Source organism: Pseudofrankia inefficax, from assembly GCF_000166135.1.
Taxonomy (GTDB): domain Bacteria; phylum Actinomycetota; class Actinomycetes; order Frankiales; family Frankiaceae; genus Pseudofrankia; species Pseudofrankia inefficax.
Genome location: NC_014666.1, coordinates 3,403,586 through 3,418,733 on the forward strand (window position 1 = coordinate 3,403,586; position 15,148 = coordinate 3,418,733).

General features: G+C 70.5%; 14 protein-coding genes. 10 read left to right on the forward strand and 4 right to left on the reverse strand.

Annotated elements, in window-relative coordinates; genetic code table 11:
- Positions 1 to 48 precede the first annotated feature (48 nt).
- Positions 49 to 1,260: a thiolase family protein gene (locus FRAEUI1C_RS13975; RefSeq protein ID WP_013423955.1), complete on the reverse strand. Its 1,212-nt coding sequence runs from the start codon at positions 1,258 to 1,260 to the stop codon at positions 49 to 51.
- A 582-nt stretch (positions 1,261 to 1,842) separates the two neighbouring features.
- Here FRAEUI1C_RS13975 and FRAEUI1C_RS13980 point away from each other — a divergent pair.
- Genes FRAEUI1C_RS13980 through FRAEUI1C_RS14005 form a run of 6 tightly spaced genes read left to right on the forward strand, consistent with a single transcriptional unit; the run spans position 1,843 to position 8,234 of the window.
- On the forward strand, positions 1,843 to 2,988 hold the full coding sequence (locus tag FRAEUI1C_RS13980; RefSeq protein WP_013423956.1) for an amidohydrolase family protein: 1,146 nt from the start codon (positions 1,843 to 1,845) through the stop codon (positions 2,986 to 2,988).
- Positions 2,989 to 3,015: 27 nt separating this feature from the next.
- Complete coding sequence (locus FRAEUI1C_RS13985; RefSeq protein WP_013423957.1) at positions 3,016 to 4,338, forward strand: amidohydrolase family protein; 1,323 nt, start codon at positions 3,016 to 3,018, stop codon at positions 4,336 to 4,338.
- A 54-nt stretch (positions 4,339 to 4,392) separates the two neighbouring features.
- Positions 4,393 to 5,277, forward strand: a complete 885-nt coding sequence (locus FRAEUI1C_RS13990) for a TIGR03619 family F420-dependent LLM class oxidoreductase (protein ID WP_013423958.1) — start codon at positions 4,393 to 4,395, stop codon at positions 5,275 to 5,277.
- 51 nt (positions 5,278 to 5,328) lie between these two features.
- Positions 5,329 to 6,327 carry a phosphotransferase family protein gene (locus FRAEUI1C_RS13995; protein WP_013423959.1) on the forward strand — a complete coding sequence of 333 codons (999 nt, stop codon included), beginning with the start codon at positions 5,329 to 5,331 and terminating at the stop codon, positions 6,325 to 6,327.
- Between the two features lie 5 nt (positions 6,328 to 6,332).
- Positions 6,333 to 7,208, forward strand: a complete 876-nt coding sequence (locus FRAEUI1C_RS36255) for an SDR family NAD(P)-dependent oxidoreductase (RefSeq protein WP_013423960.1) — start codon at positions 6,333 to 6,335, stop codon at positions 7,206 to 7,208.
- Positions 7,209 to 7,250: 42 nt separating this feature from the next.
- Entirely contained in the window at positions 7,251 to 8,234 is a 984-nt protein-coding gene (locus FRAEUI1C_RS14005; protein ID WP_013423961.1) for an LLM class flavin-dependent oxidoreductase, read from the forward strand.
- An 88-nt stretch (positions 8,235 to 8,322) separates the two neighbouring features.
- Here FRAEUI1C_RS14005 and FRAEUI1C_RS14010 read toward each other — a convergent pair whose 3' ends face one another.
- On the reverse strand, positions 8,323 to 8,988 hold the full coding sequence (locus FRAEUI1C_RS14010; protein ID WP_013423962.1) for a hypothetical protein: 666 nt from the start codon (positions 8,986 to 8,988) through the stop codon (positions 8,323 to 8,325).
- Positions 8,985 to 10,481, reverse strand: coding sequence for an MFS transporter (locus tag FRAEUI1C_RS14015; protein WP_013423963.1), 1,497 nt, complete (start codon positions 10,479 to 10,481; stop codon positions 8,985 to 8,987). The genes FRAEUI1C_RS14010 and FRAEUI1C_RS14015 overlap by 4 nt, the downstream gene beginning before the upstream one ends.
- Positions 10,482 to 10,565: 84 nt before the next feature.
- On the opposite strand from FRAEUI1C_RS14015, the gene FRAEUI1C_RS14020 reads away from it, so the two are divergent.
- Complete coding sequence (locus FRAEUI1C_RS14020; RefSeq protein ID WP_013423964.1) at positions 10,566 to 11,063, forward strand: MarR family winged helix-turn-helix transcriptional regulator; 498 nt, start codon at positions 10,566 to 10,568, stop codon at positions 11,061 to 11,063.
- 221 nt (positions 11,064 to 11,284) lie between these two features.
- Here FRAEUI1C_RS14020 and FRAEUI1C_RS14025 read toward each other — a convergent pair whose 3' ends face one another.
- Positions 11,285 to 11,737 (reverse strand): VOC family protein, encoded by a 453-nt coding sequence (locus FRAEUI1C_RS14025; RefSeq protein ID WP_013423965.1) that lies wholly within the window; start codon positions 11,735 to 11,737, stop codon positions 11,285 to 11,287.
- Between the two features lie 147 nt (positions 11,738 to 11,884).
- On the opposite strand from FRAEUI1C_RS14025, the gene FRAEUI1C_RS14030 reads away from it, so the two are divergent.
- From FRAEUI1C_RS14030 to FRAEUI1C_RS14040, 3 genes are read left to right on the forward strand one after another with little or no spacing between them, the layout of a single operon-like run.
- Positions 11,885 to 13,099 (forward strand): alkyl sulfatase dimerization domain-containing protein, encoded by a 1,215-nt coding sequence (locus FRAEUI1C_RS14030; protein ID WP_013423966.1) that lies wholly within the window; start codon positions 11,885 to 11,887, stop codon positions 13,097 to 13,099.
- 36 nt (positions 13,100 to 13,135) lie between these two features.
- Complete coding sequence (locus FRAEUI1C_RS14035) at positions 13,136 to 14,314, forward strand: sulfotransferase family protein (RefSeq protein WP_013423967.1); 1,179 nt, start codon at positions 13,136 to 13,138, stop codon at positions 14,312 to 14,314.
- A 28-nt stretch (positions 14,315 to 14,342) separates the two neighbouring features.
- On the forward strand, positions 14,343 to 15,107 hold the full coding sequence (locus tag FRAEUI1C_RS14040) for an SDR family oxidoreductase (RefSeq protein WP_013423968.1): 765 nt from the start codon (positions 14,343 to 14,345) through the stop codon (positions 15,105 to 15,107).
- The last annotated feature ends 41 nt before the right edge of the window (positions 15,108 to 15,148 follow it).

A 15,148-nucleotide genomic window follows, 5' to 3' on the forward strand; every position in this document is an offset into this window, starting at 1 on the left:
CCGCGGGATGCCACCTCTTCTGCGTCAGCCAGCGGGTGTGAGGCGCCGCTACGCCGTCGGGTCGACGCTGTAGAGCAGCGCCGTGCCGATCGTGTGCGCCGGGTCGCCATACGTGGAGAGTCCGGTCTCGGTCCGCGCGAGCTGGCGCTCGCCCGCCCGTCGGGCCAGTTGGAGGTAGCACTCGAGGACCTGGGGCACGCCGTGCAGCCGTCCCCAGCCCGAGTTGCCGCCGCCGGAGTTGAGCGGGAACGGGCCGTCCGCGGCGATGCGGCCGTCCTGGACGAAGCTCCACGCCTCGCCCTGCGGGCAGAAACCGAGCACCTCCAGCCAGTACCAGGTCTCCATCGCGAACCCGTCGTACAGCTGGACGACGTCGACGTCCCGCGGGCTCCAGCCGCTGTTCGCCCACAGCCGCCGGGCGAGGTCGAAGCCGGGCTCGTAGTAGTCGTCGAGCGCGCCGAGCGTTCCGGGGACCATCCAGGCGCTTGGCCGCTGGCCTCGGATTCTTGCCCAGGACGTGATGTAGACCGGCTTGTGGGGGAGATCCCTGGCCCGTTCCTCGGTCGTCACGATGAAGGAGGCGCCGCCGTCGACCGGGATGTCGTTGTCGAACAGGCAGAGCGGTTCGCTGATCATCCGGCTGGCCATGTACTCGTCGAAGGTCAGCTCACGGCCGAACCAGTAGGCCTCGGGGATCCGGAGCGCGTTCTTGCGGTTCTGGAGCACCTGGGTGGCCATGTGCTCGCGGCGCGCGCCGTACCGTCGCTGGTATTCGAGGTAGGACATCGCCATTCCCGAGATCCAGCCGACGAAGCCGTAGGGGGCGGTCCACTGCTGGCGGCCGGTGGCCGCCGTTCCGGCGAAGTTGTGGTAACGGCCCGCGGGATTGTGCACGGTGCGGTTCACCAGGACGGTGCTCGCGGCCCCGGCGGCGACCGCCTGGACGGCGCGGGCGAGCGCCGGCGGGAAGGAGCCGTCGTCGCGGGACCAGACCGGCTCCAGTCCCATGGTCTCGGTCAGGAAGTCGCTGTTGACGAAGTCGTAGCCGGGCCGCAGCACGCGGGCGGCCCCGTCGGCCGGCAGGCTGGTGCCGCAGGAGATGCCGTCGATGTCGCTTCTGGTCAGGCCGGCGTCGGCGATGGCGGCGTCCGACATGCCGACGGCCATGCTCCCGATCGGGACGTCCGAGTGCCGGACGCTCCTGCTCACCCCGACGCCGACGATCGCGACCGCGTGGCGTCCCGCACTGTCAGCTGCCATCTCTGCGTCTCCTCGCATCATGCGTCCGCGACGACCGCGCGCGGCATCCGTCGCCGGCCTGGGTGAGCGGGACGTCGAACCGGCCACCGAGCTTTTCTCGACCGGCGGCCGCCCCGCGCTCGTGGTCATCGTCTCGGCGAACGGATCGGGCCGCGCTGGTCTGCCTCAGTGCCGCCCTGCCGGCGGAACGGGTATGGGCCCCGGGGCAGGCGGCGGCGGCCGGCCGGCGGGTGGCACGCACCACAGTTCCGCCACCCTAGCATGTAGTTAAGGTCTGTCGATTACACAATGACGGAGATCGTCGGGTACGTCCCCCCGGGCGAACGGCGGGTTGACGACCTTGCTGTCCCCGCCTCACCAGGCGCCGTTGAGGATCGGACCCGGTGGTGGGACGAGGTGGCCCGGGTGTGCAAGCGGGTCCGGTGAGGGGCGTGGTGTGCGGTGCGCGCCGTTTGTTCACCTTGACTCCCACATGCGGCGGCTCCTAGAATAAGCTCGCCGACTTAGACATGGCCCCTCCGGTTGGCCACGTTGTGGGCGACGCCCGCGAACCTCCACACCACAATCATGATGGGGAGATCAATGACCACGACCTCTACGGTGGCGCCCGCGGCCCAAGGCGTGCCTGAGCAGACTGGTCTCTTCGACGCCGACGGCCATGTGATGGAGGACGTCCCGGCCATCGTCTCCAAGCTCCCCGACAAATGGCGGGCCCCCCGTGAGCGGCTGCTGAAGAACGACCTCTCGCGCCTGCACGGCATGTCCATCTTCCCGCCGCTGGGCTACCTGTCGACCATCCCGACGCCCGGTCGGTCCGCGCTCGGCAGGGGGCCCAAGGAGACGGGGATCGACCCGGCCTCCTGGGAGTTCTTCCTGGGCGAGGTGGGGATCGAGCGCACGGTGCTCTATCCGACACTGGGCCTGACGGTGGGCCGGCTGCGTGACGCGGAGTACGCCGTGGCGATCACGAGGGCGTACAACGACTGGATGGCGGAGACGTACATCCAGCACCCGTCCGGCAAGTTCCAGGCCGCCGCGCTCCTGCCGCTACAGAAGCCCGACGAGGCCGTCAGGGAACTGCGGCGGGTGGTCGAGGACCTGGGTTTCCGCGCCGCCGTGCTGCCCGCTCACGGCCTGCACAACCACCTCGGCAGCGAGATGTTCTTCCCGGTCTACGAGGCGGCGCAGGACCTCGACGTCGGCCTTTCCGTGCACGGCGGCATTCACGACGGCTTCGGCTTCGACGACTTCAACGTCTTCGCGGCCGTCCACGCGCTGGGCTTCCCGTTCGGTCTGCTGATCTCGCTCGGCGGCATGCTGTTCAACAATGTCTTCGAGCGTTTCCCGGGGCTGCGCGTGGCCTTCCTCGAGGGTGGCGCGGCGTGGATTCTCATGGCCGCCGAGCGTTTCTCCGAGTCGTTCGGTGCCACCCCGTCGCTGAACAGCGAGGCGTTGCACCTGCCCGAGGGCACCTCGGTGCGTGACTACCTCAGCGAGCTCATGAAGTCCGACCGCATCGTGATCGGCTGCGAGGGCGGCGAGCACCACCTGGTGACCGCGATGGAGTACTTCGGCACCGCGCCGTTCATGTACTCCTCGGACTTCCCGCACGAGGTCAACGTGAAGTCCTGCCTGCACGAGCTCGAAGAACTCGACGAGCTCCCGGTCGACGCCGCGTCCCGGGCGCTGCTGAGAGGCGGTACGGCTCGCAAGTTCTACAAGCTGTGACCCTCGGATGGCATTGGGAGTAGCGCCATGTCTGTGACGACGTCCGAACAGCCCGCCACCCAGAGCCCGACGACGCCCCTGATCGTCGTGTCGGCCGACACGCACATCGGCCCTCGGCTCGAACAGGAGCTGCGCCCGTACTGCCCGGCGCCGCTGCTCGACGAGTTCGACGAGTTCGCCGGCGCGCTGGCCCGCAAGCGGGAGGCGTCGAACAACCAGCTCGGCTTCGGCGGCATGACGCGTGGCGCGGACTGGAAGGTGAGCCGCCGCAACCTCGAGACCGAGGGCCACTTCAACATCGAGGCGCGGCTGCGGGACCTCGACGACGACGGCGTCGCGGGCCAGGTCATCTTCCACGACAGCCAGAACGGCCAGCCGCTCCCGTTCGACCGCTCGTCGGTGTTCAACCGGGACGACATCGACTTCGACCGGCTGAAGGTCGGCCAGCACATCTACAACCAGTGGCTGGCCGACCAGGTCCGCGTGCAGCCCGAGCGCCACGTCGGGCTGGCCTACGTCCCGATGTGGGACATCGACGCCGCCGTCAAGGAACTGCGGTGGGCGTCGTCGGTCGGCCTGCGCGGGGTCAACTTCCCGTATCCGCGGCCGTGGATGAAGTCGTACAACTTCCCCGACTGGGAGCCGTTCTTCAGCGCGTGCGAGGAACTCGGCATGTCGCTGTGCCACCACGGCGGCGGCGCGCCGACGGCCACCGGCGGCCCGGGCATGATGTCGATCGTCAAGCTCGAGGTCTCCAACATGAGCCGGATCTCGCCGCTGTCCCACCTCGTCTTCGGCGGCGTGTTCGAGCGTCACCCGAACCTGCGCCTCGTCCTGACCGAGTCGGTCGGGCCGTGGTGGCCGGCGGTGATGAAGGAGCTCGACAGCGTCTACATCCACGACGTCGCCGAGTACCCGGACATGAAGGACCGGGTGAAGAAGCTGCCGAGCGAGTACGCCGCGCGGCAGGTCTTCGTCGGCGCCAGCTTCCTGGCCCGTTTCGAGGTCGAGGACGCGATGGCGAACGGCTACCTCGGCAACATCATCTGGGGCTCGGACTACCCGCACTTCGAGGGGACGTTCCAGCACGGGATCGTCTCGCCCGAGGGCGACACCGCGACGCGTTCCGCGATGCGGTTCACCTTCGCCGGCCTCCCGGAACACGAGGTGGCCCAGTGCCTGGGTGAGAACGCCGTCCGCGCCTATGGCCTCGACGGTGCGGCACTGCGCAAGGTCGCCGCCCGGATCGACGCCCCGACCTACGCGAAGCTCAGCGTGCCGCTGTCCACGCTGCCGGACGAGCACGACCGGGGGCATCACGCCTACCGGACCTACGGGTTCTGGGCCTGAGGTGACGCCGTCCCCGCACGTTGGACGCGAGATCTTAGGGACGGGCCGGCGACGATGACGACACCGGGACGGCGGCCGTCGGTCGGTGTCCATCCGACGGCCACCGACCTGTCGATGCCCGTGCTGGAGCTGGCCCGCGCGACCGAGGCGCGCGGGCTGGAGTCGATCTACTTCCCCGAGCACACCCATGTGCCGCTGGACAGCCTCGACATCACCGCCAACTGGCGGATGTCGGAGCGTTACCAGCGCTCGCTCGACCCGTTCGTCTGCTCGTCCTTCGTGGCGGCGACGACCTCACTCGAGGTGGGCTCGGCGATCTCCCTGGTCGCCCAGCACGACGCGATCGCGTTGGCGAAGGAGATCGCCACGATCGACCACCTCTGCGGCGGCCGGGTCGTGGTGGGTGTCGGGTTCGGCTACAACCGGCAGGAGGCGGCCAACCACGGGGTGTCGTTCGGCGACCGGGCCGCGGTGGTGGAGGAGACCGTGCGGCTCATGCGGTCGCTGTGGACCGAGGACGAGGCGTCGTTCGACGGCCGTTTCCGGCGCCTCACCCCGTCGTGGTCGTGGCCGAAGCCCGTCCGGCCCGGCGGACCGCCGGTTCTGCTCGGCGGCCGTGCCACGGAACGGACCTTCGAACGCGTCGCGAGCTGGGCCGACGGCTGGATTCCGATGGGCCAGACGCCGGCCCGCGATCCAGGGCTCGGCCCCCACCTCGACGGCCTGCGTGGCGCCTGGGACAAGGCGGGCCGCGCGGCCGAGCCGCAGGTGCTGTGTTTCTTCCCCCCCGGGTCGGCCGACGAGATGACCCGGGAGCTGGAGCTCGGCGCGCGGCTGGGCATCCAGCGGATGCAGGTGCTGCTGGAGGACCGCACCACCGACGAGGTGCTGCCCGTGCTGGATGACCTGGCGACGGCGGTCGGACGTCTCGGCTCGTGAGGCTCGAACAGGTGGCGGCGACCGGCCGCCGGAACGGATGGAGGCGGCCAGGTGCCGGTAGTTCCGATTGACGAGCAGGACCTTCAGCGGCGCGCGTCGGCCGCGGTCGCCGCCGCGGTGCCGGGCGGCGTGCTCGGCCCGCTCACCCGGCTGCAGGGCGGGACGTCGAGCATCACCTACTGGGCGGAGCTCTCGGTCGGATCCGCGCCGGCCTCGAAGGTCGTGGCCAAGGTGGCGCCGGCGGGCCTCGCCCCGACGAAGAACCGCGACGTCCTGCGCCAGGCGCGGCTGCAGCAGGCCCTGCGGGACACGGGCGTGCCGTGCCCCGCGGTGGTCGCCGAGCACGAGGGCACCCCACCGGAGATCCCGCCGTTCTACGTCATGAGCTTCGAGGACGGCGACTGCGTCGAGCCGAACTCGCTGCCCGAGGACGAGTCGTTGCCGCCCGGCGAGGTCCGCGCCCGCGAGCTGGACGCCGCCCGGGTCCTCGGCCTGCTGCACGCGCTCGACCCGGTCGCGGTGGGCCTGGGCGACGAGCCGACGGTCACGCCGGAACAGGAGCTGACCCGGTGGACCAGTTCCCTGGCCGCGTGCGACGAGGACTTCCGCCCGGGCTACGAGGAGGTGCGTGACCGGCTGGAGGCGGCGATCCCGGCCCGGAGCGAGTCCAGCCTGATCCACGGCGACTTCCGGCTCGGGAACACGCTGTCGAAGGGCACCGGGGTCGTGTCCGTCATCGACTGGGAGATCTGGGCCCGCTCGGACCCCAGGGTCGACCTGGCCTGGTTCCTGATGATGTGCAACCCGGACCCCGAGCTCGGGCGCCGGACCAGCGCCGGCATGCCGAGCGACAAGGAGCTGCTCGACGTCTACCAGGAGTCACGCGGCGCCACGGTCGAGCACATGCACTGGTTCGACGCCCTCGTCCGCTACAAGCAGGCGGCGATCTCGGCGCTGATCAACCGTAACGCCCGCCGGCGCGGCGCCCCGCCGCCGTTCACCGGAACCCCCGCCCTCCTGCGGTCGGCGAGCAAGCTGCTGAGCGGGTGACGGGCATGGACCTTCGTGGCAAGGTCGCGATCGTGACCGGCGCGAGTCGCGGCGTCGGGGCGGCACTCGCCGTGGCGCTCGCGCGGGAGGGCTGCTCGGTGGTCTGCGCGGCGCGATCGACGGCCGGAGCGCCGCAACGGACCCCGGGGACGCTCGACGACACGGTCGACCGGGCGAACGAGGCCGGGCGCGGCGCGGGCGCGGTGGCGGTCGCGGTGCCGACGAACCTGGCGGTCCAGGACGAGGTCGTCGCCATGGTCGCGACCACCGTCGAACGGTTCGGCGGCGTGGACATCCTGGTCAACAACGCTGCCATCACCTTCGCCGGTGACCTGAACCAGCCGCTGAACCGGCACGACCTGACCATGGAGATCAACTATCGGGCGCCGTACCTCGCGATCCGGGAGGCCCGGGTGTCGATGGCGGCGCGCGGCGGCGGCTCGATCATCAACGTCTCCTCGTTCGCGGCGCTCCAGCCGCTGCCGAACATGCTCGCCTACGGCACGTCGAAGATCGCCCTTGAGCACCTGACGATGGACGCGGCGCGCGAGCTCTACCCGCAGGGCATCGCGGTCAACTGCTTCCGGATCGACGTGCCGGTGGCCTCGGAGGGGTTCGTCGCGAACACCCCGGGCGCGGACCGGACCGGCTGGAAGGGCTCGGACGTGCCGGTCGAGGGCATGCTGTGGATGTTGCGGCAGCCGGTCGCCTACACGGGCCGGCGGGAGAGCATGTACCACCTGGGTCTGCGCGAGGGCCTCATGGGCATGGACGGCTATCAGCTGCCCAGCGGGACGGTGCCCCGGACGGAGCTGTTCGACGGGCTGTGGGAGTCCTCGGCGCCCCCGGTCGTGCGCGAGCCGGCCCAGGCGCACGGGTGACGGCTCGACGTCTCCGCTGACCTGCTGATCGGGAGGAATCGCGTGCGGCTGGGCCTGTACGTCGACATGAGGAACCCGCCGCGCTGGGAGCGGTCGTGGGACCGGCACTACGGCCGGTGGCTGGAGCGGCTGGAGGAGGCCGAGCGTCTCGGCGCGCCGTCGGTCTGGTTGACCGAGCATCACTTCTTCGATGACGGCTACCTGCCGCAGTGCTGGATCTACGCGGCGGCGATCGCGGCCCGCACCTCGCGGCTGCGGATCGGCTCGGCGGTGTCGTTGCTGCCGTTGCACAGCCCGCTGGAGTTCGCCGAGCAGATCGCGCTGGCGGACGTCATCAGCGGTGGCCGGATCGAGCCGGGCTTCGGCGTCGGCTACCGCAAGCCCGAGTACGTCGCGTTCGGCGGCGACTTCAAGCGGCGCTACCTGGAGTTCGAGGACCGGATCGGCGCGCTGCGGGCGCTGTGGGGCGAGGTCCCCGGCGCCGAGCGGACCGTCACCCCGGCGCCGATCCAGCGCCCGGTGCCGATGTGGGGCGGGTTCGGCGGCCCGCGCGGGGCCGGGCTCGCCGGCCGTCTCGGCCTCGGGCTGCAGTCGCTGGACCGGGCGCTGCTGGAGCCGTACCTGGCCGGGCTTCGCGCGGGTGGGCATGACGAGTCGTCCGCGCGGATGGGCCACACCGTGCAGTTCTTCCTGTCGGACGACCCGGAGAAGGCCTGGTCGCGGATCAGCGACCACGTGTCCTATCGCTGGCTGTCGTACAACCGCTACATGTACGAGGGCACCCGGCGGGAGGCGGCCCCGCCCGCCTACTTCGACCCGGACAGCATCCGGGACGAGGTGCTGATCGGGACGCCCGACCAGGTCGCCGCCGCGATCCGGGCCCGGGTCGCCGGGCTGCCGGTGACCGACGTCTTCTTCTGGGCCGACTTCCCCGGCCTGCCCGACGAGCTCATCGACCGCCACATCGAGCTCAGCCTCACCGAACTCGCGCCGCGTCTGGCCGCCGACGACGGCTCGTCTGCCTGACGCCCGGATAAGCCAGGCGGCCCCGCGCCAGCCGGTGGTGCGTGAGCTGCCCGACGCACCACCGGCTGGCGAGAAGGCCGGTATTCCGCTACCGCGGTTCGCTGTGGGTGGTGACGGCCTCGACGGTCGGAAGGCGGCTGTCGTCGGCCGAGGTCGGGACCAGCCGCCGGATGGCCTCCGGCATCGGGCCTACGGTGAAGACGCCTAGCCGCGAGCCGACGGCGACGGTCGCGAACGAGGCCTCGGCCGGGACGCGTGCCGGGAGGCGCAGGTCGTGGGTTCCGGCGGCCAGGGTGGCGTCGAAGACCAGCTCGGACGCGCTTGTCGGCTCGGGGGGTGTGAACGTGACGATCCACAGGGCCTCGACGACGACGCGCGTCGCCTCGCCGAGCGTCACCCGGATGGTTCGCGTGATGGCTTCGTAGCTGATCTCGTCGCCGTCCGGGGCGGGTGCCCGGGTGGCCGCCACGACCTGGGCGGCGATGACCCCGGCGACGCCGGCGAGGCCCTGGACGAAGGTCACCCCGGGGTTGCGCCGGGAGATCTCGTCGCGCAGCTGCTCCTTGCGGTCGGGGGGAACCATGCCGCCGAAGACCAGCACGTCGAGGTCAGTGACGTCGTAGTCGTCGAGGACGCGGCCGTACTGGTTGGTCGCGTCCGCGCGGTAGCCCCTGGCGTTCAGCATGGTGACGGCGGCCGTCAGCACGCCTGGGCTGCGCCCGACGATGAGGACCCGGGTGGACGTCGTGGTCATCGTGCGACCTCCGTGGTGGGCAGGGGGCTGGCCGCGAGCGGCGGGTGGCCGGCGTCGGTTTCGCCCGTGCCGTGGGCCGGGTCCTGCTCGCGGGTGTTCCTGGTCGCCAGCGCGAGGAGTGCCGCGGCCGCGGCGAAGGCCGCTCCGGTCGCCAGGGCGTGCCGCAGGCCGGAGGTGGTGGCCTCCGGGATCGGCGCGCCGGCCGAGCGCAGGTGGTGGGTGCGGGCCGCTCCGACGGCCGAGAAGATGGCGAGCCCGAGGGCGCCGCCGACCTGCTGGGAGGCGTTGAGCAGGGCGGCGGCGAGTCCCGCCCGGCTCGGGCCGACACCCGCGTTCGCGGCGGCGGTCACGCCGACGAACACCGCGCCGATGCCGAGGGCCGTGACGAGCAGGCCCGGCAGCACGTGCGCCAGGTAGCCGCCGTCGACCGGGATCCGGCTGAGCAGGAACAGCCCGCCGGCCGCCAGGAGGGAACCGGCGCAGATGACCGCCCGGCTGCCGACCCTGGCCAGCAGCTTGGAGCCGATGCCGGCCGAGACTCCGACGGCGAAGGTGAGCGGAAGGTAGGCCGCCCCGGCGACGATCGGCGAATAGCCGAGGACGTTCTGCATGTAGAGGGTCAGGAAGTAGAACATCGAGAGCATCCCCGCGAAGCCCACCAGCCCCGTCAGGTTCGCGGCGGCCAGGCCACGGACCCGGAAGATACCCAGCGGCAGGATCGGATCCCGCGCGGTCCGTTCGATCAGGATGAAGGCCGCCAGCAGGACTCCCGCGCCGCCCAGCTTCAGCCACGTGGCCGCGGCGCCCCAGCCGTGGTCGGGTGCCTCGACGAGGGCGTCGACCAGCAGCAGCACCGCGCCGGTGATGACCACGCTGCCGAACAGGTCGAACCGGCTGGCGCGGTCGGCCGGCAGGTCTCTCGGCAGCAGCCTGATGACGGCCGGGATCACGAACACGCAGGCGATCGGGTTGACGAACATGACCCACCGCCACCCGAGGCCCTCCGTGAGGACGCCACCGAGCAGGATTCCGGCCGCGGACGCGAGGCCCGCCACGGCGCCCCACACCCCGAGCGCGGACTCGCGGTCCCGGGTGGCCGTGAACGTGGTCGTCAGCGTCGAGAGCGCCGCGGGAAGCATCAGCGCCGCGCCGACCCCCTGGGCGAGGCGGGCGGCGATGAACACGCCCTCGTCCTGGGCGAAGCCGCCGGCCAGCGAGGAGAGTCCCACCAGCGCCGTGCCGGCGAGCAGGACGTTCCGGCGGCCGAGCAGGTCGGCGAGCCGGCCGCCGAGCAGCATGAAGCCGCCGTAGGTCAGCAGGTACGCCGACGGCACCCACTGGAGGCTCTGGGTCGAGAAGTGCAGCGAACGCAGGATGTGGGGGAGCGCCACGTTCGTGATGGAGGCGTCGACGAAGTCGAGGAACGCCACCGCGCACAGCAGAAGCAGGATGCGTCTGCCGTGCCAGCTGTCGAGCGAGGATGCGGCCGACACGCGACCTCCTATGTTGGTCGTGCCAATATTGGCAGCGCCAACATACATAATGTTGGTCGAACCAACAACTGGTAGCCTCGGCGCATGCCCGTGCACCATGAGCAGTCCGGTCGCATCCCGGACCGGGTCAGGGACCGCCCGACCTGGCTCATCAGCCGTGCCTTCGCGCGCTCGACGTCGCTGCTGTTCGCCGGCTTCGAGACGCACGGCGACGGGCTGCGCGGCTATCACTACCGGCTGCTCGCCGCCCTCGAACAGTGGGGGCCCGCGAGTCAGGCCGACCTCGGCCGCGACACCGGCATCGACCGCAGCGACGTCACCGGCGCGCTCACCGAACTTGAGGCCCGCGGCCTCGTCGAGCGCAGGCCCGACCCCGACCACGGGCGTCGAAAGATCGTCACGATTACCTCGCGGGGCCTCGAAGCCCTGAAACGGCTCGACGGCGTCCTCGACGGGATCCAGGAGGCGGTGCTCGCTCCCCTGACACCGGAGCAGCGCCGTCAGTTCCTTGATCTGATCTCTCGCCTCGGGGATGCGGCCGTGGGTGGCGAAGGCCGTCCCGAGGGCGGCAGCCAGGGCTGACGCGCGGATCCTGCTGCCGCCGTGCGGGCCCAGCTAAACCTCACCTGAACGGAGCATCCGTCAGGACAGGGCCGCGCGCATGGCGCCGTGACCGCGTGGCGGCGTCGCGATGATTGGCCTCAACGGGCAGGCTGAAAAATAAGTTGCATGACTCATTGTGAAGAGGCTGAAACGGGGTTCCGCCCGGCTGTAAGTGATTCGAGTATGTGGCCTGAGGCTTCTCAGCGCGTGGCGCCGCTCGCCCACCACTGCCGCATGGACGGTTCCAGGGCGCGGCTCACGAGTTCGGTCCGTTGCCGTCCGGGTGCGCCACAGTAGGCCCACATCATCGACCCGTCCGGGAACAGGCCGCTGACGTCGAGCGTCATTCCGCTGGCAGTCAGGGTGGCGACGTCGCCCACGACGTCGTCGGTCCAGTAGCCGACGTGGTGGACGCCGGAGTCGGCCGGCTCCCACAGGGTCCCGGGGATCGACTGGATGATCTCGATGCGCGGCTCTTCCACCGAGTACGTCATCCGCATCTGGACTGTCTGCTCGCCGGCCGGGGTGACGATCGGGTTGGCCACGTCGACCGGCTCGGCCCACCGGTAGCCGAACACCTTGCTGTACCAGGCGAGTGTCTCGTCGAAGTCGTCGACGATGATCCCGACGTGGTACTTGTCCTCGGGCTTCATTCGCTCTCCGTTCAGTGATCTGAGGTCGGGTCTGGCCTGGCTCGTCGAGGCAAGAACGCGGCCGATCGCAGGCACGCGCAGGACTCTCGTGTTAAGTTTCGCGCCTGAAACTAGTCGAGGTCGGCGGCAGCGTGAAGAGGTGACGTGGTGACCGAACTTCAGGATCTGGTGAACGCCGGGGAGAGCGCGCAGTCGGCGACCGACCTCGGAAACGGGATCTTCGGCTCGATCGGGGTGGCGAACGCCTACCGAGTCGTGACGCCCGACGGGGATGTACAGATCAACACCGGTCTCGCGACCGAGGCGCCGGAGATCAAGCGGCGGTTCGCCGAGATCAGCGACAATCCGCTGCGCGTCATCACCTTCACGCAGGGCCACCCGGATCATGTCGGTGGCTGGTCGCAGTTCACCGGTCCCGGGGTCGAGACGATCGCGCAGGCCAACCACCCGGACGTGCGGGAGTACTGGCGGACGCTGCGGCCGTTCTACAGCGCCCGCATCGCCCGGCTGTGGGGACGGTTCCGCACCGGCACCGCCGAGGACCGCGACGCGCGAGAGGCCGAGCTCACGACGGCGTTCGTCGACGAGCACTCCTTCACCCTGGGTGGGCGCAGGTTCGAGCTGTACGCCACGCCGGGTGGGGAGACCCTGGACGCGCTCGTCGTGTGGCTCCCGGCTGACCGGACGGTGTTCATCGGCAATCTGCTCGGGCCGATGTTCGGTCACCTGCCCAACCTCTACACGATCCGCGGCGACAAGATCCGAAGCGCGATGTCCTGCCTGCGCGGCATCGAACGCGTCCTCTCCCTGGAACCCGAGGTCCTGATCAACGGGCATCACAAGTTCGAGGGCGCCGAGAACATCCGCGGTGTCCTCCAGAAGGTCCACGACGCGGTTGCCCACCTGCGCGAACGCACGATCGAGGGCATGAACGCCGGGCAGAGCATGTGGACGCTGATGGACACGGTCACGCTGCCGCCCGCGCTCACCCTCCCGCAACTGCACGGCAAGGTGCCGTGGGTCGTGCGCGCGATCCACGAGGAGCACGTCGGCTGGTTCCGCTACGAGTCGACGACCGAGCTGTACTCGGTGCCGCCGTCCGCGGTCTGGGGGGACGTCGTCGAGTCGGCCGGGTCCGACGCACTCGCGGACCGAGCCCGTGCCCATGCCGATGCTGGGCGGCCGCTGGAGGCCCTGCACCTGACGGACATGGTGCTCTCGCATGAGCCGGCGCACCGGGCCGCGCTCACCGCCAGACGTGACGCGCTGGCCGCGCTGCTCGTGGCGAGCGGGCGGGAGAACTTCAGCGAGGTCAGCTGGCTCGAGGACGAGATCGCCGACGCCGAGCGACGGCTCGGCTGACAACTTGCCGGCCGTGCCCCGATGGAGAGGACGAAGATGAGCGCTGGTGTCGATGACGTCGTTGACGGTCTGGTCGGCCAGGCACGCGAGCGAACCGGACTGACCGACTTAGGTTCCGACTCCTGGCGTGACGGCCTGACCCGGCTCGTCACGTCGGTCGAGGCGTATCCGAACACCCAGGCCACCGGCCGGGCGCAGGTGTACGGGCAGTACGTCGACGCGCTCGCCGTTCGGCTGCGGGTGCTGGACTACCTGGCGGGCCATCCGGAGGTGATGTCGGAGCGGGTCGAGCGGCCGTTGGTGGTGCTCGGCCTGCCCCGGACCGGGACGACGATGGCCAGCCATCTGCTCGACCAGGACCCGGCGCGCCGCTCGCTGCTGAAGTGGCAGGCCGACGAACCTGTCCCGCCCGCGACCACGGAGAACCTGCGGACCGACCCGCGGTGCCTGGCCCGCAAGGCCACGCTCGCCGAGCGGCTGGCCGAACTCCGCGGCCTGGGTGCCGCGATCCCGCACTGGGACGATGCCGACGACCCGACCGAGGACTGTTTCCTGCAGGCCCACGACTTCAAGTCATTCCTGTGGGAATCGTCGATGCCGACCGCCGACTACTCCGACTGGTACCTCGGCGCCGACGTGACGAGCGCCTACGAGTACCAGCGATCCATTCTTCAGATTCTGCAGTCGACGGCCCCGGGGATCTGGGCGCTGAAGCTCCCCTCGCACGCCGTGCACATCGACACCCTGCTCGAGGTCTTTCCCGACGCGCGGATCGTCTGGGCCCATCGCGACCCGTTCCGTGCCACGGCCTCCTTCCTGAGCATCAACAAGCTTTCCCGGCCGCCGGTGGCGGGCCCGGACTTCGATCCGGCCAGCGTCACACCCTGGGTCCTGCGGCAGTTGGCAGCGCACGTCGAGCGGCCTCTGCTGGCCCGCGAACGGGTCGGAGCCGGCCGCTTCTTCGACCTGCATTACGACGCCGTGATGCGCGATCCGATCGGGCAGATGCGCGACCTCTACGACTGGGCGGGCGACACCTTGACCTCGGAGACCGAGGACGCCATGCGCAAGTGGCTGGTCGACCACCCGCAGAATCGCTTCGGCCCGCGGCCTTACTCACTGGACGACTTCGGGGTGACCCGGACAGATCTGGAACCGCTGTTCGACGAGTACATCTCCGCGGTCGACGTCGAGCTGGAAGACGTTTCTGCCTAGCCTGAGCGGATCGGGAACAGGAGGCCCCATGGGGCTGGAGTATCACCTCACCGGCCGGCGGATACTGGTCGCCGGTGCCTCCAGCGGCATCGGTTCCGAGGTTTGTCGAGCCGCGGTCGCGGCCGGCGCGTCGGTAGCCATGCTGGCCCGGCGCAAGGAGCTGCTCGACGCGCTCGCCGCCGAGCTGGGCGAGCGGTCCATCCCGGTGTGCGCCGACGTCACCGACCTCGACAGGCTCGAGGCGGGAGTCGCGGCCGCGGCGCGCGGGCTCGGCGGGCTGGACGGCGTGGTCGCGGTCGCCGGGCAGAACATCACCGGCTCGATCGCCGGCGGCACGCCCAAACTGTGGCGCCAGATCATGGACGTCAACCTGATCGGCCCGCTGGCCAGCGTCCGCTACGCCCTCGACCACCTCGACGACGCCGCCGAGCGCCGCGACGTCCTGGTCACCGGCTCGGCCGCCGCGCTGATGGCCGTGCCCGGGCTGGGCATCTACGGCGCCTCGAAACGAGGGCTGGAGGCAGCGGTCCAGACGTTGCGCCTGGAACTGGCACCCCGTGGGATCAACGTCAGCCTCGTTGTACCCGGAATGTTCGCGACGCCCGGCCTGGTCGGTGACAAGAACCACCGCGACGGCGACCGCCTCGACCTCGACATTCCGGTGTTCCTGCCCGGCACCGGCCCGGCGCAGGCGGCCATCCTCGCCCGGGCGATGGTCTACGCGATGAGCCTGCCCCCTGACGTCGCCCTCAACGAGATCATCGCCCGGCCCACCGGCAACGTACGGCCATGAGGAGTCACTCTTGGCGACGGTCGATGTCGTTCTCGGCAACC

Coding starts and splice junctions, on each gene's coding strand:
- FRAEUI1C_RS36255 (WP_013423960.1), top strand. CDS start 6,333: ATGGACCTTCGTGGCAAGGTCGCGATCGTGACCGGCGCGAGTCGCGGC.
- FRAEUI1C_RS14035 (WP_013423967.1), top strand. CDS start 13,136: ATGAGCGCTGGTGTCGATGACGTCGTTGACGGTCTGGTCGGCCAGGCA.
- FRAEUI1C_RS14040 (WP_013423968.1), top strand. CDS start 14,343: ATGGGGCTGGAGTATCACCTCACCGGCCGGCGGATACTGGTCGCCGGT.
- FRAEUI1C_RS14020 (WP_013423964.1), top strand. CDS start 10,566: ATGCCCGTGCACCATGAGCAGTCCGGTCGCATCCCGGACCGGGTCAGG.
- FRAEUI1C_RS13980 (WP_013423956.1), top strand. CDS start 1,843: ATGACCACGACCTCTACGGTGGCGCCCGCGGCCCAAGGCGTGCCTGAG.
- FRAEUI1C_RS13985 (WP_013423957.1), top strand. CDS start 3,016: ATGTCTGTGACGACGTCCGAACAGCCCGCCACCCAGAGCCCGACGACG.
- FRAEUI1C_RS14010 (WP_013423962.1), bottom strand. CDS start 8,988: ATGACCACGACGTCCACCCGGGTCCTCATCGTCGGGCGCAGCCCAGGC.
- FRAEUI1C_RS13975 (WP_013423955.1), bottom strand. CDS start 1,260: ATGGCAGCTGACAGTGCGGGACGCCACGCGGTCGCGATCGTCGGCGTC.
- FRAEUI1C_RS14025 (WP_013423965.1), bottom strand. CDS start 11,737: ATGAAGCCCGAGGACAAGTACCACGTCGGGATCATCGTCGACGACTTC.
- FRAEUI1C_RS13990 (WP_013423958.1), top strand. CDS start 4,393: ATGACGACACCGGGACGGCGGCCGTCGGTCGGTGTCCATCCGACGGCC.